The sequence below is a fragment of the Streptomyces solicamelliae genome (genome assembly GCF_045348655.1).
In the GTDB taxonomy this organism is placed as follows: Bacteria; Actinomycetota; Actinomycetes; order Streptomycetales; family Streptomycetaceae; genus Streptomyces; species Streptomyces solicamelliae.
On the sequence record NZ_CP160404.1, the window covers coordinates 5,186,784 to 5,207,199 of the forward strand.

The following is a 20,416-nucleotide window of genomic DNA, read 5'->3' on the forward strand; positions in this document are numbered from 1 at the left end:
CCGACATAAGGAGCCGCAGGGTGACGAGCGTCGAGACGAGCAAGGAAACGGAAGACTCGGGACCCGGTGGCTACGCGGCGGCCCGGCTGCGCCTTCTCACCGAGAAGGAGCGGTCCGGGCCGCCGCGCCGTGCCGCCCTGGCCCGGATCACCGACGACTGGCTGGCGGCGCTCTTCGCCGCGGCCGCACCGCCGCGCGGCACGGCCCTCGTCGCCGTCGGCGGCTACGGACGCGGCGAACTCTCCCCGCGCAGCGACCTCGACCTGCTGCTCCTGCACGACGGCAGCGCCGACCCCGCCGCGGTCTCCGCGCTCGCCGACCGGATCTGGTACCCGGTCTGGGACCTCGGCCTGGACCTGGACCACTCCGTCCGCACCCCCGCCGAGGCCCGGAAGACCGCCGGCGAGGACCTCAAGGTCCAGCTCGGCCTCCTCGACGCGCGGCCCCTCGCCGGCGACCACGCCCTCACCGCCGGGCTGCGCACCGCTGTCCTCGCAGACTGGCGCAACCAGGCCCCCAAGCGGCTCCCCGAGCTCGACGCGCTCTGCCGCGAGCGCGCCGAGCGGGCGGGCGAGCTCCAGTACCTCCTCGAACCCGACCTCAAGGAGGCCCGCGGCGGTCTGCGCGACGCCACCGCCCTGCGCGCCGTCGCCGCCTCCTGGGTCGCCGACGCCCCGCGCGAGGGCCTCGAAGGGGCCCGCCGCCGGCTCCTCGACGCCCGCGACGCCCTCCACCTCGCCACCGGCCGATCCACCGACCGGCTCGCCCTGCAGGAACAGGACGCCGTCGCCGGGGAGCTCGGCCTGCTCGACGCCGACACCCTGCTCCGCGAGGTGTACGAGGCCGCGCGCCTCGTCTCGTACGCGTCCGACGTCACCTGGCGCGAGGTGGGCCGCGTCCTGCGGGCCCGCTCCGCCCGGCCCCGGCTGCGCGGCCTCCTCGGCCGAGGCGGCGGCAAACCGCCCGTACCGCGCACCCCGCTCGCCGAGGGCGTCGTCGAGATGGACGGCGAGGCCGTTCTCGCGCTCACCGCCAAACCCGAGCGCGACCCCGTCCTGCCGCTGCGCGCGGCCGCCGCCGCGGCCCAGTCCGGGCTGCCGGTCTCGCTGCACGCCGTGCGCCGGCTCGCCGCCGCGGCCAAGCCGCTGCCGGTGCCCTGGCCCGCCGAGGCCCGCGAGGAGCTCGTCACCCTGCTCGGCGCGGGCGAGGCCACCGTGCCCGTCTGGGAGGCGCTGGAGGCCGAGGGCCTGATCACCCGCCTGCTGCCGGACTGGGAACGCGTCCGCTGTCGGCCCCAGCGCAACCCCGTCCACACCTGGACCGTCGACCGGCACCTCGTCGAGACCGCCGTACGCGCCTCCTCCCTCACCCGCCGCGTCGGCCGCCCCGACCTGCTGCTCGTCGCCGCCCTGCTGCACGACATCGGCAAGGGCTGGCCCGGCGACCACTCCGTCGCCGGCGAGACCATCGCCCGTGACCTCGCCGCCCGGATCGGCTTCGACCGCGCCGACGTCGCCGTCATCGCCACCGCCGTACGCCACCACCTGCTGCTCGTCGAGACCGCCACCCGGCGCGACCTCGACGACCCGGCGACGGTCAGGTCCGTCGCGGACGCGGTCGGCAGCGTGGGCACGCTGGAACTCCTGCACGCCCTCACCGAGGCCGACGCCCTCGCCACCGGGCCCGCCGCCTGGTCCTCCTGGCGCGCCTCGCTGGTCGCCGACCTGGTGAAGCGGGTCGGCGCGGTCCTGGCGGGGGAGCCCGTCGCGGAGCCCGAGCCGGCCGCGCCCGGCGCCGAGCAGGAACGTCTCGCCATCGAGGCCCTGCGCACGGGGGAGCCGACCCTGACGCTGCGTACCGAGCAGGCGGGGGAGGAGTCCGACGAGCCGGAGCCGCTAGGCGTGGAACTCCTCATCGCCGTCCCGGACCAACCGGGCGTCCTGCCCGCGGCGGCCGGCGTCCTCGCCCTGCACCGGCTGACCGTCCGTGCCGCGGACCTGAGCGCGGTGGAACTCCCGGAGGAGCTCGGCGGCACCGGCACGGCCGTCCTGCTGCTGAGCTGGCGGGTGGCCGCCGAGTACGGCTCCCTGCCGCAGGCCGCGCGCCTGCGCGCCGACCTGATCCGCGCGCTCGACGGCTCCCTGGACATCCCCGCCCGCCTCGCGGAGCGCGAGGCGGCGTACCCCCGGCGCCGCGGGCTGCAGGCCCCGCCCCCGCGCGTCACCGTGGCCCCGGCCGCGTCCCGCCACGCCACGGTCATCGAGGTCCGCGCCCAGGACGCCCCCGGCCTGCTGCACAGGATCGGGCGCGCGCTGGAGGGCGCGGCGGTCCGGGTCAGGAGCGCGCACGTGTCGACGCTGGGGGCGAACGCGGTGGACGCCTTCTACGTCACGGACGTCTCCGGCGCCGCGCTCGCCCCGGAGGACGCGAGCGAGGTGGCCATGGCCCTGGAGTCCGCACTGCGCGCGTGACCCCGGCCGACGGCTTCGCGGACGTGCCTCCCGCACCCGCGGGGATGTGTCCCCGCTCACCCGATCCGGTGGGCGGGGACGAATCCTTGGCGGGGCCGGATACCCTGGAGGGCGATTCTCCGCCCCCGACCCCAAGGACCGACGAGCGCCGTGTTCGATACTCTCTCCGACCGCTTGGCGAATACCTTCAAGACCCTCCGGGGCAAAGGCCGCCTCACCGAAGCCGACATCGACGGCGCGGCCCGGGAGATTCGCATCGCCCTCCTCGAGGCGGACGTCGCTCTTCCGGTCGTCCGGGAGTTCATCAAGCAGGTCAAGACCCGCGCCCTCGGGGCCGACGTCTCCAAGGCGCTGAACCCCAGCCAGCAGTTCATCAAGATCGTCAACGACGAGCTGATCACGATCCTGGGCGGCGAGACGCGCCGTCTGCGGTTCGCCAAGGCCGGCCCGACCGTGATCATGCTCGCCGGTCTCCAGGGTGCCGGTAAGACCACGCTCGCCGGAAAGCTCGGTCTCTGGCTGAAGGCCCAGGGGCACACCCCGCTGCTCGTGGCCTGTGACCTCCAGCGTCCCAACGCCGTCACCCAGCTCGGCGTCGTCGCCGAGCGCGCGGGCGTCGGGTTCTACGGTCCGCAGCCGGGCAACGGGGTCGGCGACCCGGTCCAGGTGGCCAAGGACTCGATCGAGTACGCGCGCACCAAGCTGTTCGACGTCGTCATCGTCGACACCGCCGGCCGCCTCGGCATCGACGCCGAGATGATGCAGCAGGCCGCGGACATCCGCGACGTCACGTCCCCCGACGAGGTGCTCTTCGTCGTCGACGCCATGATCGGTCAGGACGCGGTCAACACCGCCGAGGACTTCCGTGACGGCGTCGGCTTCGACGGCGTCGTGCTGTCGAAGCTCGACGGCGACGCCCGCGGTGGTGCCGCGCTCTCCATCGCGCACGTCACCGGCAAGCAGATCATGTTCGCCTCCAACGGCGAGAAGCTGGACGACTTCGACGCGTTCCACCCGGACCGCATGGCGTCCCGCATCCTCGGCATGGGCGACATCCTGTCCCTCATCGAGAAGGCCGAGCAGACCTTCAGCCAGGAGGAGGCCGCCAAGGTCGCCTCGAAGCTGGCCTCGAAGAAGGGCCAGGACTTCACGCTGGACGACTTCCTCGCCCAGATGGAGCAGGTCCGCAAGATGGGCTCCATCTCGAAGCTCCTCGGCATGCTGCCCGGCATGGCGCAGATGAAGGAGCAGATCAACAACATCGACGAGCGCGACGTCGACCGCACCGCCGCGATCATCAAGTCGATGACCCCGGGCGAGCGCCAGGACCCGACGATCATCAACGGCTCGCGCCGCGCCCGCATCGCCCGTGGTTCGGGCGTCGAGGTCAGCGCGGTGAAGGGCCTGGTCGAGCGGTTCTTCGAGGCCCGCAAGATGATGTCCCGCATGGCCCAGGGCGGCGGCATGCCCGGCATGCCGGGGATCCCGGGCATGGGCGGCGGCCCCGGCCGTCAGAAGAAGCAGCAGAAGCAGGCCAAGGGCAAGCGCAAGAGCGGCAACCCGATGAAGCGGAAGGCCGAGGAGCAGGCAGCTCAGGAGCGCCGCGACCAGGCCCAGGCGGGCGGAGCGTTCGGGCTGCCGGCGGCCGGCCAGGGCGGTCAGGACTTCGAGCTGCCGGACGAGTTCAAGAAGTTCATGGGCTGACCTGCGGTAGCCCGTACGTGTGAAGGAGGCCCGGGAGCTGTGCCCCCGGGCCTCCTTCACGCCCGTGCTTCGCCCGGAATGCCCTGATTGCCGGGCTCTCGAATAATGAGCCCGTGGCCAATTCCGTACCCCCGCGCGACCGCACCGACCAGCCGTGGCGCTCCGAGGGGGCCCCGCCGCCCCCGCCGGCCCGGAGGAAGATGCCCGGCGGCTGGGGCGGACTGATCCTGATGGCGCTGGTCGTGTACCTGATCGCCAACCTCGTCCTGTCGTTCTTCAACCGCGGCGACGAGCCGACGATCTCGTACACGGAGTTCAGCAAGCAGGTCACGGCGGGCAACGTCACCAAGATCTACTCCAAGGGCGACGCGATCCAGGGCGAGCTGAAGAACAAGCAGCCGCTGCCCAACGGCGACAAGGGCGACTACACCAAGTTCGTCACCCAGCGGCCGGCCTTCGCCGACGACGAGCTGTGGAACTCGCTGACCCAGAAGGGCGTCACGGTCACCGCCGAGCCGGTCGTCCAGGAGCGCAGCTTCCTCGCCAACCTGCTGATCTCACTCGCCCCGATGGTGCTGCTCGTCCTGCTGTGGGTGTTCATCGCCCGCCGGATGAGTACGGGCATGGGCGGCGCGGGCGGCATGCTCGGCCGCAAGGCCCCGCCGAAACCGGTGGAGCTGGAGGGCGGCAAACGGACCACGTTCGAGGACGTGGCCGGCATCGACGAGGTCGAGGGCGAGCTCAACGACGTCGTCGACTTCCTGAAGAACCCGGCCGCGTACCGCGCCATGGGCGCCAAGATGCCGCGCGGTGTGCTGCTCGCCGGGCCGCCGGGCCGCCGGGCACCGGCAAGACGCTGCTGGCGCGGGCGGTGGCGGGGGAGGCGGGGGTGCCGTTCTTCTCCGCGTCCGCGTCCGAGTTCATCGAGATGATCGTGGGCGTCGGCGCGTCCCGGGTGCGGGAGCTGTTCGCGGAGGCGCGGAAGGTGGCCCCCGCGATCATCTTCATCGACGAGATCGACACCATCGGCCGGGCCCGCGGGGCCGGCGCGGGCATGGGCGGGCACGACGAGCGGGAGCAGACGCTCAACCAGATCCTCACCGAGATGGACGGCTTCACCGGCTCGGAGGGCGTGATCGTGCTCGCGGCGACCAACCGCGCGGACGTCCTTGACCCGGCGCTGACCCGGCCCGGCCGTTTCGACCGGGTGGTGCACGTCCATTCGCCGGACCTGACCGGGCGCGAGGCGATCCTCAGGATCCACACCCGGCAGATCCCGCTGGCGCAGGGCGTCGACCTGGGGCAGGTCGCCCGTACGACGCCCGGCATGACGGGCGCGGAGCTGGCCAACCTGGCGAACGAGGCCGCGCTGCTCGCGGTCAAGCGACGGCAGGAGGCGGTCACGCAGTCGGACCTGTCGGACGCGCTGGAGAAGGTGCAGCTCGGTGCGGAGCGGCCGCTGGTGATCCCGCCCGAGGAACGCCGCCGGACCGCGTACCACGAGAGCGGCCATGCGCTGCTCGGCATGCTCCAGCCCGGGGCCGACCCGGTCCGCAAGGTCACCATCGTGCCGCGTGGCCGGGCGCTCGGCGTCACACTGTCGACGCCCGAGGGCGACAAGTACGCGTACACCGAGGAGTACCTGCGCGGCCGGATCATCGGCGCGCTCGGCGGGATGGCCGCCGAGCAGTTGGTCTTCGGCGTGATCACGACGGGCGCGGAGAGCGACCTGGAGCAGGTCACCAACATCGCCCGCGGGATGGTCGGGCGCTGGGGCATGAGCGAACGGGTGGGCCGGCTGACGGCGATCCCGGGCGACGCCCAGCAGGCGTACGGCCTGTCGGCCGCGCCGGGGACGCTGGACACGGTGGACAGCGAGATGCGGCGGATCGTCGACGAGTGCTACGAGAGCGCCCTCCGCCAGCTCCGCGAGAACCGCGACAAGCTCGACGCCCTGGCCCAGGCGCTGCTCGAGTACGAGACGCTGGAGGAGGCGGCGGCGTACCGGGCGGCGGGCATCCCGCGCCTGGCGAAGGAGGAGTAGGACCGCGGGGGAGGACGCGGCCGCGGCGAGCCCGGCGACGGGGGTCGTGAGGTGGCCCGTACGTCCTCGGGGCCCGGCGGCCCGTCCCCGAGGTCGTGAGGTGGCCCGTACGTCCTCGGGGCCCGGCGGCCCGTCCCCGTCCGGGCACGGGCGTGATCGGCCCGGACCACCCCTAGGGCCTGTCCGGCGGATCACGGCCGGACCGCCGGACAGGCCCTAGGGCACGCGGGCGATCACGTACGTGAAGACGTTCGGCATCCACACCGTGCCGTCGCGGCGCACGTACGGGTGGAGGGCCTCGGTCAGTTCCTTCTCGACGCGCGCGGGGTCGGTCGCCGCCGCGGCCGCGTCGAGGGCGCCCGTCGACAGCAGGCCGCGGACCGCACTGTCCGGATCCGCGTAGCCGAACGGGCAGGCCACCCGGCCCGAGCCCTCCGGGCGCAGGCCCGCACGGGCCGCCCGCGCGGGCAGGTCGTCGTGCGCCGCGCCGGTCCACTCCGCGCCCGCCTCCGCCAGCACCGCCGCCGAGGCGCACCGCTCCCGCGGCCCCCAGCCCGCGAGCACCACGGCCGCGCCGCGTACCGCGTGGTCGAGGGCGAAGCCGGCCGGTGCGCGGTGGAACGCCGTCACGACGTCGTACGGGCCAGGGGCCGGCCGGTCCTCGTCCAGGGCCGCGCCGTGGCCCGCCAGTCTCCGCCGGGCGTGCGCCAGGCGGGCGGCGTCCCGGTCCGCGCCGGCCACGCGGGCGCCGCGGGCCGCCGCCATGAGCAGCGCGAGCCCGGCGCCGCAGTCCAGGCCGAGCAGCCGGGTGCCGGGACCCACGGCGAGGCGCTCGTAGACCGCCTCGTACAGCGGGGCGAGCATCCGTTCCTGGATCTCGACCCAGTCCCGGACCGGGTCGTGCCGGACGAGGGTAGGTGTCATGGAAGGGGCCCCAATCGGCGAAGGTCCATGTCATGGCCGGGCGTGCGTGACGAACGTGCGTGTCCCCCGTGTCCGTGCGTGTTCCTGTGTGCGCGAGGCGCACACACCCCCCGTATGTCAGGGAACTCCCCATCCGTCCCCGCGTCCAGTGGTCGCGCCGCCTTGCGTCCGGGCGGGGGTGGTGCTCCACGCCTCCGGTCGAGCCGCTAGGGTCACTGCGACACGCCGGGTCACCCGCGCGCACCCGCCGCCCACGCGCCGGGGCGTACGCGCCACTACGTACCGGCTTGATGCGAGCTGTGCGGCTTCTCCGCAGATCGGCGCACCCGCCCTCGTCGGGACGCATCAACGGCAACTGACGGGTACGTGCAAATTATTTGGGATGCCCCGGAATGGAACCCGGGGGCGTTCCGGCTCGTTGTACGCGACGTGAGCACGACACCACCTGTTCTCGCCGCAGAGCTGGCACAGGCGTGGGCCGACATTCAGCGGCACCACCCCGAGCTGCCGGACCTTGCCGCGCCCGAGTCCCTGATCGGAGAGTCGTCGTCCGCCTGCGGCGCCGAGCTCTCCTTCGAGCGACTGCTCCACGAGGCAGTCCACGGCATCGCCGCCGCCCGGGGTGTCCGCGACACCTCACGCGCCGGCCGCTACCACAACCGACGCTTCCTCGCGATCGCCGAGGAGATGGGCCTGGACCATCCCGAGGAGCCGCATGCCAGCAGCGGCTTCTCCCTGGTCACGCTCACCCCCGACGCGAAGCGGCGCTACCGGCCGACGATGGAGAGACTCCAGCGCGCCCTCAAGGCGCACACCGTCGCGACCGCCGCCGACACCAAGCGCTCCTTCCGCGGGCCCGCCGCCCGGCACGGCTCGTCCGGCGGCGGCGTGCGCGTGAAGGCGGTCTGCGACTGCGGGCGCAACGTGCGCGTGGTGCCGTCGGTCCTCGCGCAGGCGCCGATCGTGTGCGGAGGCTGCGGCAAGCCGTTCCGCATCCCGGAGACGGTGGGCGCGGCGAGATGAGCCGGGCGGGACGGCCCCCGGGGGCCGGGGCGTCCCGCGGCTTGCGCGTATGGCACAATGGCTAGCTGTACTCGACAGTCGCACAGGACCCCTCTCTCCTCCGGCTGACGCGTCCATCGGGCACCCGAGTACCGCAACCCCACGTGGCATCTCATGTGCCCAACCACGTCAACACCAGGAGACACCACTCCCGTGGCAGTCAAGATCAAGCTGAAGCGTCTCGGCAAGATTCGCCAGCCCCACTACCGCATCGTCGTCGCCGACTCCCGCACCCGCCGTGACGGCCGGGCCATCGAGGAGATCGGTCTGTACCACCCGACGTACAACCCGTCGCGTATCGAGGTCGACTCGGAGCGCGCGCAGTACTGGCTGTCCGTCGGCGCCCAGCCGACCGAGCCGGTTCTCGCGATCCTGAAGCTCACCGGCGACTGGCAGAAGCACAAGGGCCTGCCGGCCCCGGCGCCGCTGCTGCAGCCGGCGACGAAGGAGGACAAGCGCGCCTCCTTCGACGCGTTCGCCAAGACCCTCGAGGGCGACGACGCCAAGGGTGAGGCCATCACCCCGAAGGCGAAGAAGGCCGACAAGAAGGCGGACGAGGCCGAGGCCGCGTCCACCGAGTCGACCGAGGCCTGATCATGCTCGAGGAGGCTCTCGAGCACCTCGTGAAGGGCATCGTCGACAACCCCGACGACGTGCAGGTCGCCTCGCGCAACCTGCGCCGCGGCCGCGTCCTCGAGGTCCGGGTCCACCCCGACGACCTCGGCAAGGTGATCGGCCGCAACGGCCGCACCGCGCGTGCGCTGCGTACCGTCGTGGGCGCCATCGGCGGCCGTGGAATCCGTGTCGACCTCGTCGACGTGGACCAGGTCCGCTGAAGTTTGACACCGGCACGGGCCGGGGAGGGCTGATCGCCTCCCCGGCCTTTGTCGTTCTCACCCACGATCGCAAGCGACAATTGAGCAACCAGGACGGCGAGGTACCACCTCCGCGAGTGGGGGTGCCCCCGGACGGAGTCTGGGGGAGGCAAGGTCCAGCCGCAAAAAGGGGAGAGTTGAGCCAGTGCAGTTGGTAGTCGCGCGGATCGGTCGCGCCCACGGCATCAAGGGCGAGGTCACCGTCGAGGTGCGCACGGACGAGCCCGAGCTGCGGCTCGGACCGGGCGCCGTGCTGCTCACCGACCCGTCCGCCACCGGGCCGCTGACCATCGAGACCGGCCGGGTGCACAGCGGCAGGCTGCTGCTGCGCTTCGAGGGCGTACGGGACCGCAACGCCGCAGAGGCGCTGCGCAACACCCTGCTGATCGCCGAGATCGACCCGGACGAGCGGCCCGAGGACGATGACGAGTACTACGACCACCAGCTGATCGACCTGGACGTGGTGCTCGCCGACGGCACCGAGATCGGCCGGATCTCCGAGATCTCCCACCTGCCCTCGCAGGACCTGTTCATCGTCGAGCGGCCCGACGGCAGCGAGCTGATGATCCCGTTCGTGGAGGAGATCGTCACCGACATCGACCTGGACGAGCAGCGGGCCGTCATCGACCCGCCGCCGGGTCTGATCGACGACCGCGCGGAGATCGCGTCCGCCCGCGACGCCGAGGGCGCGGAGGACTCCGACGCGGCCGCTGCGGGCTCCGGGGACGCGAAGGCCGCGGAGGGCGACCGCGCATGAGGCTCGACGTCGTCACGATCTTCCCCGAGTACCTGGAACCGCTGAACGTCTCGCTGGTCGGCAAGGCCCGTGCCCGCGGCCCGCTCGACGTCCACGTCCACGACCTGCGGAACTGGACCTACGACCGGCACCACACCGTCGACGACACCCCGTACGGCGGCGGCCCCGGCATGGTCATGAAGACCGATCCCTGGGGCGACGCCCTGGACCAGGCCCTCGCCGACGGCTACGAGGCCGGCGCCCGCGAGCCCGTGCTCGTCGTCCCCACCCCCAGCGGCCGGCCGTTCACCCAGGAGCTCGCCGTCGAGCTCTCCGAACGCCCCTGGCTGATCTTCACCCCGGCCCGCTACGAGGGCATCGACCGCCGGGTCATGGACGAGTACGCCACCCGCATGCCGGTCCACGAGGTCTCCATCGGCGACTACGTGCTGGCCGGCGGCGAGGCGGCCGTCCTGGTGATCACCGAGGCCGTCGCCCGGCTGCTGCCCGGCGTGCTCGGCAACGCCGAGTCCCACCGCGACGACTCCTTCGCGCCGGGCGCCATGGCGAACCTGCTGGAGGGTCCCGTCTACACCAAGCCGCCCCGGTGGCGCGGCCGGGACATCCCGGACGTGCTGCTCAGCGGCCACCACGGGAAGATCGCCCGCTGGCGGCGCGACGAGGCGTTCCGGCGCACCGTCGAGAACCGGCCGGACCTGATCGAGCGCTGCGACCCCGCCGCGTTCGACAAGAAGGACCGCGAACTGCTCTCCATCCTGGGCTGGGCCCCCGAGCCCGGCGGCCGATTTTGGCGCAAGGCCCCGGCCGTGGAAGAATAGGCCGCTGTCGTACGCCCGTACCGCGCTCCTGCCACAGGGGGACCGTCGCGGCCGAGCGGGACGGCTCCCGAATCTCCTCGAAACTCCCGCCCGGCGACCTGTGGCGTCGTGCGAAGAAAGCAGACGAAGAACATGGCTTCTCTTCTCGACGGTGTGAACGCCGCCTCCCTGCGCTCGGACGTCCCGGCCTTCCGCCCGGGTGACACGATCAACGTGCACGTCCGCGTCATCGAGGGCAACCGCTCCCGTATCCAGCAGTTCAAGGGTGTCGTCATCCGCCGTCAGGGCTCGGGCGTCTCCGAGACCTTCACGGTCCGCAAGGTCTCCTTCTCCGTCGGCGTCGAGCGCACCTTCCCGGTGAACTCCCCGATCTTCGAGAAGATCGAGCTCGTCTCCCGCGGTGACGTCCGTCGCGCCAAGCTCTACTACCTGCGTGAGCTGCGCGGCAAGGCTGCCAAGATCAAGGAGAAGCGCGACAACTGAGCCACCGGCTCACCGTCGCGCGTTCGGGTCCACAGGTCGGCCGGATAGGCTCTGGCCCCGATGGACACCGAAGCACAGCACACGGAGCGCGACCGCCCCTCCACACCGGAGGAGCGGTCGCGCTCCGCGCGCGTTCCGGAGGGTGACGCCGCGGCCGGTCCGGCGCGCGGCCGGCTCTCCTGGCGGGGCGCCGGGCTGACCGGTATCGCCTGCACGCTCTTCCTGCTGCTCCTGAGCCACTTCGTACTGCAGCCCTTCCTGATCCCCAGCGGCTCCATGGAGCCCACGCTGCAGATCGGCGACCGGGTCCTCGTGAACAAGCTGGCGTACCGTTTCGGCGACGAACCGCGCCGCGGCGACGTACTGGTCTTCGACGGCACCGACTCCTTCGTACGGGAACCCGCCGAGGAGAACCCGGTGGCCGCGCTGCTGCAGGGGGCGGGCGCCGCCCTCGGTCTCGCGGAGCCCGACGAGACCCACTTCGTGAAGCGGGTGGTGGGCGTGGGCGGCGACCGCGTGGTCTGCTGCGACAAGGAGGGCCGGATCCGGGTGAACGGCACACAGGTCGAGGAGCGGTACGTGTTCTTCGGCGACGCCCCCTCCAAGGTCCCCTTCGACATCGTCGTCCCCGACGGCACCCTGTGGGTCATGGGCGACCACCGCAGCCGCTCCAGCGACTCCCGCGACCACCTCGGCTCCCCGGGCGGCGGCATGGTGCCCGTCGACCGGGTGATCGGCCGGGTGGACTGGATCGGCTGGCCCTTCGCCCGCTGGACCTCCCTGGCCGGCACCGACGCCTTCGCGCGGGTGCCCGCGCCCGGGACCGTACCCGCCGGGGCGGGCGGCCATGGGTAACCGCGGGCGGCGCGCGGCCGGCCACCGCTCCGACACCCGGCTGCCCACCGGCTCCCGGCCCACCGACGGCGGACGGGCGCTGCCCGGCCGCGCCGAGCGGCGCAGGCTGGCGCGCAAGGTCAAGCGGCGGCGGCAGCGCTCCGCCGCCAAGGAGATCCCGCTGCTGGTCACGGTGGCGATCCTCATAGCCCTGGTCCTGAAGACCTTCCTGGTGCAGGCGTTCGTCATCCCGTCCGGCTCCATGGAGCAGACGATCCAGGTCCAGGACCGGGTGCTCGTCGACAAGCTGACGCCGTGGTTCGGCAACAAGCCCCGGCGCGGCGACGTCGTGGTCTTCAAGGACCCCGGCGGCTGGCTCCAGCAGGAGCTCACGCCGCCCGCCGACGACCCCGTGGGCGTCAAGCAGGTGAAGCAGTTCTTCACCTTCATCGGGCTCCTGCCGTCCGCCGACGAGCAGGACCTCATCAAGCGGGTCGTCGCCGTCGGCGGCGACACCGTGAAGTGCTGCGGCAAGGACGGCCGGATCACCGTCAACGGCGTCCCGCTGAACGAGCCGTACCTGTTCCCCGGCAACGAGCCCTCGAAGATCAAGTTCGAGGTGAAGGTGCCGGCCGGCCGTATCTTCGTCCTCGGCGATCACCGCTCCGACTCGGCCGACTCGCGTTTCCACCTCGACGAGCCCGGGCAGGGGACGGTCGCAGAAGAACAGGTGGTCGGACGCGCGTTCTCCATCGTCTGGCCCGTGTCGCACTGGCGGACCCTGGAAGAGCGCGAGACCTTCGCCGCCGTCCCGGACACACAGCAGGGATCTACGTCGGCGAGCGGCGTGTCGCATAGTGTGTCCTCGCGGAATCTGAACGGATTGCCCTGGCTCCCGACCCCTGCGGAACTCCCGCTCGTTATGGGAGTGGTGGGCCTGACCCTGTTCCGGGGCAGGCGATTGCACGGACTGAGGAGTGGATGTGGGGGATTTGGCCGTCGGGGCACGATCCGGACACGACGAGCCCGAGAAGAGGCCTGAGCAGCTCGGCCAGTCGCCCGCGGCCATGACCGACGACGGACCGGGGAGCGCCGCCGGCGAGCCTCCGGCCGACGACGGCGCGGGGCGCGACGAGACCGCGGACGACCACCCCGGCCGGAGGCCGCAGCGCTCCTTCTGGAAGGAGCTGCCGCTGCTCATCGGCATCGCGCTGCTCCTCGCGCTGCTGATCAAGACCTTCCTCGTGCAGGCGTTCTCGATTCCGTCGGAGTCGATGATGGACACGCTCAAGCGCGGTGACCGGGTGCTCGTCGACAAGCTGACCCCCTGGTTCGGATCGGAGCCGGAGCGCGGCGAGGTCGTCGTCTTCCACGACCCGGGCGGCTGGCTGGAGGGCGAGCCCACCCCCGACCCGAACGTGCTGCAGAAGTTCCTGAGCTTCATCGGCCTGATGCCGTCCGCCGAGGAGAAGGACCTGATCAAGCGGGTCATCGCGGTCGGCGGGGACACCGTGTCGTGCAAGGAGGGCGGCAAGGTGATCCTGAACGGCAAGGAGCTGGACGAGACCTCGTACATCAAGCCCGGCTCGACGCCCTGCGGCGACAAGCCGTTCGGCCCGATCAAGGTCCCCGAGGGCCGGATCTGGGTCATGGGCGACAACCGGCAGAACTCGATGGACTCGCGCTGGCACCAGGAGCTGCCCGGCGGCGGCACCGTCTCCAACGAGGACGTCGTCGGCCGCGCGATCGTCGTCGCCTGGCCCGTCACCCGCTGGTCCACGCTGCCCGTTCCGGACACCTTCGACCAGCCGGGCCTGAGCCAGGCCCTGGCCGTCGCGCCGGGCGCGGCGGGACTGGCCGGCGCGGTGCCGCTGGTGCTGTGGCGCCGGAAGAAGCTCGCGGAGGCCTGAGCCGCCCGGGCGATGCGTGCAGGGACCCCGTACCGGTCGCGGTACGGGGTCCCGTGCGTGAGGTGGGCCCTTTCTCGTACCCCTACCGGCGAGTTAAGGTGCCGACCCCAGATGCGGCGGACCATCGGATCGGATGCGGGGCAGCGGTGAGCGAAACGGTACGGACCCAGGAGCGCGGCGGGGGCCGCGTCGGCAGTGTGCTGTCCGGGATCGCGGTGGGCCTCGGCTGCCTGCTCTTCCTCGGCGGCTTCGTCTGGGGCGCGCTGGTGTACCAGCCGTACACGGTGCCGACCGACTCCATGGCGCCGACCGTCGAGGTCGGCGACCGGGTGCTCGCGCAGCGGATCGACGGCAGCCAGGTCAGGCGCGGCGACGTCGTGGTCTTCCGCGAGGCGCTCTGGGGCGACATGCCCATGCTCAAGCGGGTGGTCGGCGTCGGCGGCGACAAGGTCGCCTGCTGCGCCGCCGACGGCCGGCTGACGGTGAACGGGAAGCCGGTCGACGAGCCCTATCTGCGGTCGAAGGACGCCACCGTGGGGCAGGACTTCAGTGTGACGGTGCCCGAAGGAAAGCTGTTCCTGCTCGGCGACGAGCGGCGCAACTCGATGGACTCCCGCGTCCACCTCCAGGAGGCCGGCCAGGGCTCGGTGCCGCGCTCGGCGGTGACCGGGCGGGTCGACGCGATCGCCTGGCCGATGGACGGCGTACTGGCCCGGCCGACCGGGTTCGCCGGCCTGCCCGGCGGGATCTCCGAGCCCGGCCCGGTCCGCCGGATCGTCACGGCCGTCGTGGCCGGCGCGGCGCTGGTCCTGGCCGGAGCCGCGTACGGGCCGCTGGCGCGGATGGCCGGACGGCGGCGCGGGGACGGGGCGCGGGGCGAGAAGGAGACGGTGGCGGCATGACGGACCCGGAGCAGCCGGAGCTGCGGCGGGTGGCACGGGTGGTGCTGCTCGACCCGGACGACCGCATCCTGCTGATGCACGGCTTCGAGCCCGACGACCCGGAGCGGACCTGGTGGTTCACGCCCGGCGGCGGGGTGGAGGGCGAGGAGACCCGGGAGCAGGCCGCGCTGCGCGAACTGGTCGAGGAGACCGGGGTGACCGACGCCGAACTCGGCCCGGTGCTCTGGGAGCGGACCTGCTCGTTCCCGTTCGACGGGCGGCTCTGGTACCAGGACGAGTGGTACTACCTGGCGAGGACCCGCCAGACCGACGTCGCTCCCGGCGGACTGACGGAGCTGGAGCAGCGCAGTGTCACGGGGCTGAGATGGTGGACTTCCGCCGAACTGTCGGCGGCGCGTGAGACGGTGTACCCGACAAAGCTCGCCGAGCTGCTGCGCACGCTGCTCGACGAGGGACCCCCGAGTGCGCCGGTCGTTCTCGTTCCGGAAAACGACTGAGGGTGCCCGTGACGGGCGCACAATGGGGGCACGCACGGCTGAAGGGGAACATGCCATGAGCGCCGAGGACCTCGAGAAGTACGAGACCGAGATGGAGCTGAAGCTCTACCGGGAGTACCGCGACGTCGTCGGGCTGTTCAAATACGTCATCGAGACCGAGCGTCGCTTCTACCTCACCAACGACTACGAGATGCAGGTGCACTCGGTGCAGGGCGAGGTGTTCTTCGAGGTCTCGATGGCCGACGCCTGGGTCTGGGACATGTACCGGCCGGCGCGCTTCGTCAAGCAGGTGCGTGTGCTGACGTTCAAGGACGTGAACATCGAGGAGCTCAACAAGAGCGACCTCGAGCTGCCGAGCAGCTGAGCCGGGGGTTGAGCGGGGCGTTGCGCCGGGGATCGCCTCACCCGCCGGGGTGACGGAGTTGTCCACAACCGCCCGCTCGTCCACAGATCTCCCGCCGAGCCCCCCACGCACTGCCGCGGTCCGTCACAGTCGGTGACGGAGGTGGTTCCGATGAACAAGGCCACGGGGGCGCTCGGACGGTACGGGGAGGAGCTGGCCGCCCGCCGGCTCGTCGAGACGGGGATGACGGTGCTCGCGCGCAACTGGCGCTGCGGCCGCGCCGGAGAGATCGACATCGTCGCCCGGGACGGCGACACGGTCGTCCTGTGCGAGGTGAAGACCCGCAGGGAGGGGGCGTACGAGCACCCCATGGCGGCGGTCACCGCCCGCAAGGCCGCCCGGCTCAAACGGCTCGCGGACTGCTGGCTGTACCGGCACGGCGGAGCGCCGCCGGGCGGGTTGCGGATCGACCTGGTCGGCGTCGTCCTGCCGCACCGCGGAGCCCCGCACCTCACCCACGCCAAGGGGGTGGCGTGATGGGATTCGCCCGCACCTGCTCGGTGGCGCTGGTCGGGGTCGAGGGCGTCGTCGTCGAGGTCCAGGCGGACCTCGAGGCCGGGGTCGCCGCGTTCACGCTGGTCGGCCTGCCGGACAAGAGCCTCACCGAGAGCCGCGACCGGGTCCGCGCGGCGATCGTCAACTCCGGCGCGGAGTGGCCGCAGAAGAAGCTGACCGTCGGACTGAGCCCGGCCTCGGTGCCGAAGTCCGGGAGCGGGTTCGATCTCGCCGTCGCCGCGGCGGTGCTCGGCGCGGCCGAGCGCATCGATCCGAGGGCCATCGCCGACCTCGTCCTCATCGGCGAACTCGGCCTCGACGGGCGGGTGCGGCCGGTGCGCGGCGTCCTGCCGGCCGTCCTCGCGGCGGCCGAGGCCGGGTACGAGCACGTCGTCGTGCCCGAGCAGACCGCCGGTGAGGCGGCGCTGGTCCCCGGCGTCTCCGTACTGGGCGTGCGCAGCCTGCGCCAGCTCATCGCGGTCCTCGCCGACGAACCCGTCCCCGACGAGGAGCCCGCGCAGCAGGGCCGGCCCGACGCGATGCTCGCCGGGCTCCTGGTGCCGGGGGCCGGGGTCGGGACGGGACTGTCCGCGGACCCCGGGGACGGGCCCGACCTCGCGGACGTGGCGGGGCAGCGAGCCGCCCGCACCGCCATCGAGGTCTCCGCGGCCGGCGGACACCATCTGCTGCTGTCCGGACCGCCCGGCGCGGGCAAGACGATGCTCGCCGAACGGCTCCCGACGGTGCTGCCGCCGCTCACCCGGCAGGAGTCGCTGGAGGTCACGGCGGTCCACTCGGTGGCGGGGATCCTGCCGCCGGGCGAGCCCCTGGTGCGCCGCGCGCCGTACTGCGCCCCGCACCACTCGGCGACGATGCAGGCGCTGGTGGGCGGCGGCAACGGGCTGCCGAGGCCGGGCGCGGTGTCGCTCGCCCATCGCGGGGTCATGTTTCTCGACGAGGCACCGGAGTTCTCGGGCAAGGCGCTGGACGCGCTGCGGCAGTCGCTGGAGTCGGGGCACGTGGTCGTCGCCCGGGCGGCCGGGGTGGTGCGGCTGCCCGCGAGGTTCCTGATGATCCTGGCGGCCAACCCGTGCCCCTGCGGCCGGCACACGCAGCAGGGCCTGGGCTGCGACTGCCCCTCGTCGGTGATCCGCCGCTACCAGGCGCGGCTGTCCGGGCCCCTCCTGGACCGGGTGGACCTGCGGGTCGAGGTCGAGCCGGTCACCCGGTCCGACCTGATGGGGCCGGGCGGGCGCGGCGAGACCAGCGCCGTGGTCGCCGACCGGGTGCGCGAGGCGCGGGCCAGGGCGGCCGCCCGGCTCGACGGCACGCCCTGGCGCGTCAACTGCGAGATCCCCGGCCACGAACTGCGCACCCGCTTCCTGGCCGCACCCGGCGCCCTCGTCGCGGCGGAGCGTGACGTCGAACGCGGCCTTCTCACGGCCCGCGGCCTGGACCGGGTCCTCCGCGTCGCCTGGACCGTCGCCGACCTCTCCGGCCGCGACCGTCCCGAGGCCCAGGACGTCGCCCTGGCCCTGGAACTCCGCACCGGCATTCCCCGAGGCGCGGACCTGGTGCCGGCGGGAGCGGGGACGGGGGAGTGGGGGTGAACGGGGAGGAGCGCAGCGAGGCACGAGAACAGACCGTCCCGTCAGCGGCCCCGGCCGCCGGCGAGGGCGGACCGCCGACGGAGACCTGCCGGGCCCGCGCCGTGGGGTGGCCGCGGGCGGCGCACGACCCAGGGCACGGGGAGCCACCGGAGGAGGCGAGGGGCGTACGCCAGGGGTTGCCGGAGCCGGCCGGCACCGGCCGGACACCCGAGGGGCAGGCGATCGGCGGTCCGGAGTCGTCGGACGCGGGGCCGGGTGGCGTGCCGCCGACGGAACCGCACGACGGGGGGTGGCCGCAGGTGGCGCCGGGGGAGCCCCCGGGCCGGGCGCGGGGAACGAGGCACGGCGAGCCCTCGGGCGACGCGGGCGGTGGTGCGACGGCGGGCGCGTCGGCCGAGGCGCGCGAAGACGAGCGGGTGGCGCGGGCCGCGTTGGCCCGGGTGGCCGAGCCGGGGGACGAGCAGGCGGGGGCGTGGGTGCGGCGGTACGGGGCGGCCGGGTTTCTGGGGCGGTTGCTCGGTGACGGGGACGCGTCTTTTCCCGGGACCGGGGAGAAACGGCTGCGGGGTTGGCGGCACCGGGCCGCGCAGGCCGCCGTCGAGACCCCGCCCGAGCGGGACCTCGACGCCGTGGGCGCGCTCGGCGGGCGGTTCGTCGTGCCCGGCGACGCCGAGTGGCCCCGGCAGCTCGACGACCTCGGGGACGCCCGGCCCCTCGGGCTCTGGGTGCGGGGGCCCGCCGACCTGCGGGCCTGGGCGCTCCGCTCCGTCGCCGTCGTCGGGGCCCGGGCCTGCACCTCGTACGGCGCGCACACCGCGACCACGCTCGCCGGCGGTCTCGCCGAGCGGGGCTGGGTGGTCGTCTCCGGTGCGGCCTTCGGCATCGACGGCGCCGCGCACCGCGGTGCGCTCGCCGCGCAGGGCGCCACCGTCGCCGTACTGGCCTGCGGGATCGACACCCCCTACCCCCGCGGCCACGCCGGACTGATCCTGCGGATCTCCGAACAGGGCCTCGTCCTCGGCGAGCTGCCTCCGGGCAGCCACCCCACGCCCGCGCGGTTCATCCTCCGCAACCGCGTGATCGCCGCGCTCACCCGGGGGACGGTCGTGGTGGAGGCCGAGTACCGCAGCGGCTCGCTCGTCACCGCCCGTGCCGCCCAGCGTCTCGGCCGGCACACCATGGGCGTCCCCGGACCCGTCACCTCGGGGGTGTCCGCGGGCGTCCACGAACTCCTGCGCGGGCCCGCCACCCTCGTCACCGACGCCGACGAGGTGATCGAACTCGTCGGCGCCATGGGCGAACTGGCCCCCGCCCGCAGAGGTCCCGTCCTCCCCAGGGACCTTCTCGGCCCCGACTGCACCAGAGTCCTCGAGGCCCTGCCCCCGCGGGGCGCGACCTCCGCCCAGGAGATCGCCCGCCGCGGCGGCACACCCCCCGACGAGACCGTCGCGCGTCTGTACGAACTGCACTCACTGGGGTTCGTAGAACGGGTGAACGGTGACTGGAGATTGACGAACACGCGCAGAGACGCGTCGAACATGCGGCGAGGCGGTGCTTGACCTGGAGCATTCGGGTGAAAAGGTGAGGCAGATGAGCAATCGAGTTCTCTCGGCCGTATCCGAGGGGCCGACGCGCGCCCCGGCCCGGGTTCGAAGATGCGGTCGAGCCCGGCCCCCCGCGGAGGCGCGATCCGCCGGCGTTCGCTTACCGCGACTGCTCAGTCACGCTACGCTCGCCAGGATCCCCACCCAGACGGCAGAACGGCACAAGGCAACGCATGCCCCAGCACACCTCCGGGTCTGACCGCGCCGCCGCGGTGCCCCCAGCAGCCCGGGGCGCCGTGCGACCGGCCGCACCGTCATCGCTCGACGAGCTCTGGCGCGCGTACAAGGACACCGGCGACGAGCGGCTGCGGGAGCAGCTGATCCTGCACTACTCGCCGCTGGTGAAGTACGTCGCGGGCCGGGTCAGCGTGGGGCTGCCCTCCAACGTCGAGCAGGCCGACTTCGTGTCCTCCGGGGTCTTCGGACTCATCGACGCCATCGAGAAGTTCGACATCGAACGGTCCATCAAGTTCGAGACGTACGCGATCACCCGCATCCGCGGCGCGATGATCGACGAACTCCGGGCCCTGGACTGGATCCCCCGCTCCGTACGGCAGAAGGCGCGCAACGTGGAGCGCGCCTACGCCACCCTGGAGGCGCAGCTGCGCCGCACGCCCTCGGAGAGCGAGGTCGCCGCGGAGATGGGCATCGCGCTGGAGGAACTGCACGCGGTTTTCAGCCAGTTGTCACTGGCGAACGTGGTCGCGCTCGAAGAGCTGCTGCACGTGGGCGGCGAGGGCGGCGACCGGCTGTCGCTGATGGACACGCTGGAGGACACCGCGGCGGACAACCCCGTCGAGGTCGCCGAGGACCGCGAGCTGCGCCGCCTCCTCGCCCGCGCCATCAACACCCTCCCGGAGCGCGAGAAGACCGTCGTCACGCTGTACTACTACGAGGGCCTCACCCTGGCCGAGATCGGCCATGTCCTCGGAGTCACCGAGAGCCGGGTGAGTCAGATCCACACCAAGTCCGTGCTGCAGCTGCGCGCCAAGCTGGCCGATGTAGGACGCTGACGCCTGGGGC

Annotated in this window: 19 protein-coding genes and 1 pseudogene; 19 read left to right on the plus strand and 1 reads right to left on the minus strand. The window is 73.0% G+C overall.

What is annotated here, in order from left to right; translation table 11 throughout:
- Positions 1 to 20 precede the first annotated feature (20 nt).
- The 3 genes and pseudogenes from ABZO31_RS24245 (at position 21) to ftsH (ending at position 6,219) form a co-directional block, all read left to right on the plus strand.
- Positions 21 to 2,471 carry a [protein-PII] uridylyltransferase gene (locus ABZO31_RS24245; RefSeq protein WP_406863381.1) on the plus strand — a complete coding sequence of 817 codons (2,451 nt, stop codon included), beginning with the start codon at positions 21 to 23 and terminating at the stop codon, positions 2,469 to 2,471.
- A 150-nt stretch (positions 2,472 to 2,621) separates the two neighbouring features.
- Complete coding sequence (ffh, locus tag ABZO31_RS24250) at positions 2,622 to 4,175, plus strand: signal recognition particle protein (protein ID WP_406863382.1); 1,554 nt, start codon at positions 2,622 to 2,624, stop codon at positions 4,173 to 4,175.
- A gap of 113 nt (positions 4,176 to 4,288) precedes the next feature.
- Positions 4,289 to 6,219: pseudogene (ftsH, locus tag ABZO31_RS24255) on the plus strand (ATP-dependent zinc metalloprotease FtsH).
- Between the two features lie 216 nt (positions 6,220 to 6,435).
- Here ftsH and ABZO31_RS24260 read toward each other — a convergent pair.
- Positions 6,436 to 7,143: a methyltransferase type 11 gene (locus ABZO31_RS24260; RefSeq protein WP_406863383.1), complete on the minus strand. Its 708-nt coding sequence runs from the start codon at positions 7,141 to 7,143 to the stop codon at positions 6,436 to 6,438.
- A 429-nt stretch (positions 7,144 to 7,572) separates the two neighbouring features.
- Here ABZO31_RS24260 and ABZO31_RS24265 point away from each other — a divergent pair, with 429 nt between their 5' ends.
- From ABZO31_RS24265 to whiG, 16 genes are all read left to right on the plus strand, one after another.
- The gene (locus ABZO31_RS24265; RefSeq protein ID WP_406863384.1) at positions 7,573 to 8,166 is read left to right on the plus strand and encodes a hypothetical protein; all 594 of its coding nucleotides are present in this window, start codon (positions 7,573 to 7,575) and stop codon (positions 8,164 to 8,166) included.
- Positions 8,167 to 8,358: 192 nt separating this feature from the next.
- Positions 8,359 to 8,799 carry a 30S ribosomal protein S16 gene (gene rpsP / locus ABZO31_RS24270; protein ID WP_406863385.1) on the plus strand — a complete coding sequence of 147 codons (441 nt, stop codon included), beginning with the start codon at positions 8,359 to 8,361 and terminating at the stop codon, positions 8,797 to 8,799.
- A gap of 2 nt (positions 8,800 to 8,801) precedes the next feature.
- Positions 8,802 to 9,041 carry an RNA-binding protein gene (locus ABZO31_RS24275; protein ID WP_005311361.1) on the plus strand — a complete coding sequence of 80 codons (240 nt, stop codon included), beginning with the start codon at positions 8,802 to 8,804 and terminating at the stop codon, positions 9,039 to 9,041.
- Between the two features lie 184 nt (positions 9,042 to 9,225).
- Positions 9,226 to 9,837, plus strand: a complete 612-nt coding sequence (rimM, locus tag ABZO31_RS24280; protein ID WP_406863386.1) for a ribosome maturation factor RimM — start codon at positions 9,226 to 9,228, stop codon at positions 9,835 to 9,837.
- Positions 9,834 to 10,655 (plus strand): tRNA (guanosine(37)-N1)-methyltransferase TrmD, encoded by an 822-nt coding sequence (trmD, locus tag ABZO31_RS24285; RefSeq protein ID WP_406863387.1) that lies wholly within the window; start codon positions 9,834 to 9,836, stop codon positions 10,653 to 10,655. The genes rimM and trmD overlap by 4 nt, the downstream gene beginning before the upstream one ends.
- A gap of 132 nt (positions 10,656 to 10,787) precedes the next feature.
- On the plus strand, positions 10,788 to 11,138 hold the full coding sequence (gene rplS / locus ABZO31_RS24290; RefSeq protein ID WP_406863388.1) for a 50S ribosomal protein L19: 351 nt from the start codon (positions 10,788 to 10,790) through the stop codon (positions 11,136 to 11,138).
- A gap of 60 nt (positions 11,139 to 11,198) precedes the next feature.
- Entirely contained in the window at positions 11,199 to 11,993 is a 795-nt protein-coding gene (gene lepB / locus ABZO31_RS24295; protein WP_406863389.1) for a signal peptidase I, read from the plus strand.
- The gene (lepB, locus tag ABZO31_RS24300) at positions 11,986 to 13,014 is read left to right on the plus strand and encodes a signal peptidase I (RefSeq protein ID WP_406863390.1); all 1,029 of its coding nucleotides are present in this window, start codon (positions 11,986 to 11,988) and stop codon (positions 13,012 to 13,014) included. Before lepB (ABZO31_RS24295) ends, lepB (ABZO31_RS24300) begins: the two co-directional genes overlap by 8 nt.
- Positions 12,965 to 13,882, plus strand: a complete 918-nt coding sequence (gene lepB, locus ABZO31_RS24305) for a signal peptidase I (RefSeq protein ID WP_406865457.1) — start codon at positions 12,965 to 12,967, stop codon at positions 13,880 to 13,882. Before lepB (ABZO31_RS24300) ends, lepB (ABZO31_RS24305) begins: the two co-directional genes overlap by 50 nt.
- A 146-nt stretch (positions 13,883 to 14,028) precedes the next feature.
- Positions 14,029 to 14,784, plus strand: a complete 756-nt coding sequence (gene lepB / locus ABZO31_RS24310) for a signal peptidase I (protein ID WP_406863391.1) — start codon at positions 14,029 to 14,031, stop codon at positions 14,782 to 14,784.
- Complete coding sequence (locus ABZO31_RS24315; protein ID WP_406863392.1) at positions 14,781 to 15,281, plus strand: NUDIX hydrolase; 501 nt, start codon at positions 14,781 to 14,783, stop codon at positions 15,279 to 15,281. The genes lepB (ABZO31_RS24310) and ABZO31_RS24315 overlap by 4 nt, the downstream gene beginning before the upstream one ends.
- A 55-nt stretch (positions 15,282 to 15,336) precedes the next feature.
- Positions 15,337 to 15,645, plus strand: a complete 309-nt coding sequence (locus tag ABZO31_RS24320) for a DUF2469 domain-containing protein (RefSeq protein WP_055510545.1) — start codon at positions 15,337 to 15,339, stop codon at positions 15,643 to 15,645.
- A 150-nt stretch (positions 15,646 to 15,795) separates the two neighbouring features.
- Entirely contained in the window at positions 15,796 to 16,161 is a 366-nt protein-coding gene (locus tag ABZO31_RS24325; protein WP_406863393.1) for a YraN family protein, read from the plus strand.
- Positions 16,161 to 17,789: a YifB family Mg chelatase-like AAA ATPase gene (locus ABZO31_RS24330; RefSeq protein WP_406863394.1), complete on the plus strand. Its 1,629-nt coding sequence runs from the start codon at positions 16,161 to 16,163 to the stop codon at positions 17,787 to 17,789. The genes ABZO31_RS24325 and ABZO31_RS24330 overlap by 1 nt, the downstream gene beginning before the upstream one ends.
- A gap of 299 nt (positions 17,790 to 18,088) precedes the next feature.
- Complete coding sequence (dprA, locus tag ABZO31_RS24335) at positions 18,089 to 19,348, plus strand: DNA-processing protein DprA (protein ID WP_406865458.1); 1,260 nt, start codon at positions 18,089 to 18,091, stop codon at positions 19,346 to 19,348.
- A gap of 218 nt (positions 19,349 to 19,566) precedes the next feature.
- Positions 19,567 to 20,406, plus strand: a complete 840-nt coding sequence (whiG, locus tag ABZO31_RS24340) for an RNA polymerase sigma factor WhiG (protein ID WP_406863395.1) — start codon at positions 19,567 to 19,569, stop codon at positions 20,404 to 20,406.
- Positions 20,407 to 20,416: the final 10 nt, after the last annotated feature.

What these genes read in the sequence shown, in the direction of transcription:
- ABZO31_RS24330 (WP_406863394.1), top strand. Translation starts at nt 16,161, where the DNA reads ATGGGATTCGCCCGCACCTGCTCGGTGGCGCTGGTCGGGGTCGAGGGC.
- lepB (WP_406863390.1), top strand. Translation starts at nt 11,986, where the DNA reads ATGGGTAACCGCGGGCGGCGCGCGGCCGGCCACCGCTCCGACACCCGG.
- ABZO31_RS24315 (WP_406863392.1), top strand. Translation starts at nt 14,781, where the DNA reads ATGACGGACCCGGAGCAGCCGGAGCTGCGGCGGGTGGCACGGGTGGTG.
- ABZO31_RS24275 (WP_005311361.1), top strand. Translation starts at nt 8,802, where the DNA reads ATGCTCGAGGAGGCTCTCGAGCACCTCGTGAAGGGCATCGTCGACAAC.
- lepB (WP_406863389.1), top strand. Translation starts at nt 11,199, where the DNA reads ATGGACACCGAAGCACAGCACACGGAGCGCGACCGCCCCTCCACACCG.
- trmD (WP_406863387.1), top strand. Translation starts at nt 9,834, where the DNA reads ATGAGGCTCGACGTCGTCACGATCTTCCCCGAGTACCTGGAACCGCTG.
- rplS (WP_406863388.1), top strand. Translation starts at nt 10,788, where the DNA reads ATGGCTTCTCTTCTCGACGGTGTGAACGCCGCCTCCCTGCGCTCGGAC.
- ABZO31_RS24325 (WP_406863393.1), top strand. Translation starts at nt 15,796, where the DNA reads ATGAACAAGGCCACGGGGGCGCTCGGACGGTACGGGGAGGAGCTGGCC.
- whiG (WP_406863395.1), top strand. Translation starts at nt 19,567, where the DNA reads ATGCCCCAGCACACCTCCGGGTCTGACCGCGCCGCCGCGGTGCCCCCA.
- ABZO31_RS24260 (WP_406863383.1), bottom strand. Translation starts at nt 7,143, where the DNA reads ATGACACCTACCCTCGTCCGGCACGACCCGGTCCGGGACTGGGTCGAG.
- ABZO31_RS24320 (WP_055510545.1), top strand. Translation starts at nt 15,337, where the DNA reads ATGAGCGCCGAGGACCTCGAGAAGTACGAGACCGAGATGGAGCTGAAG.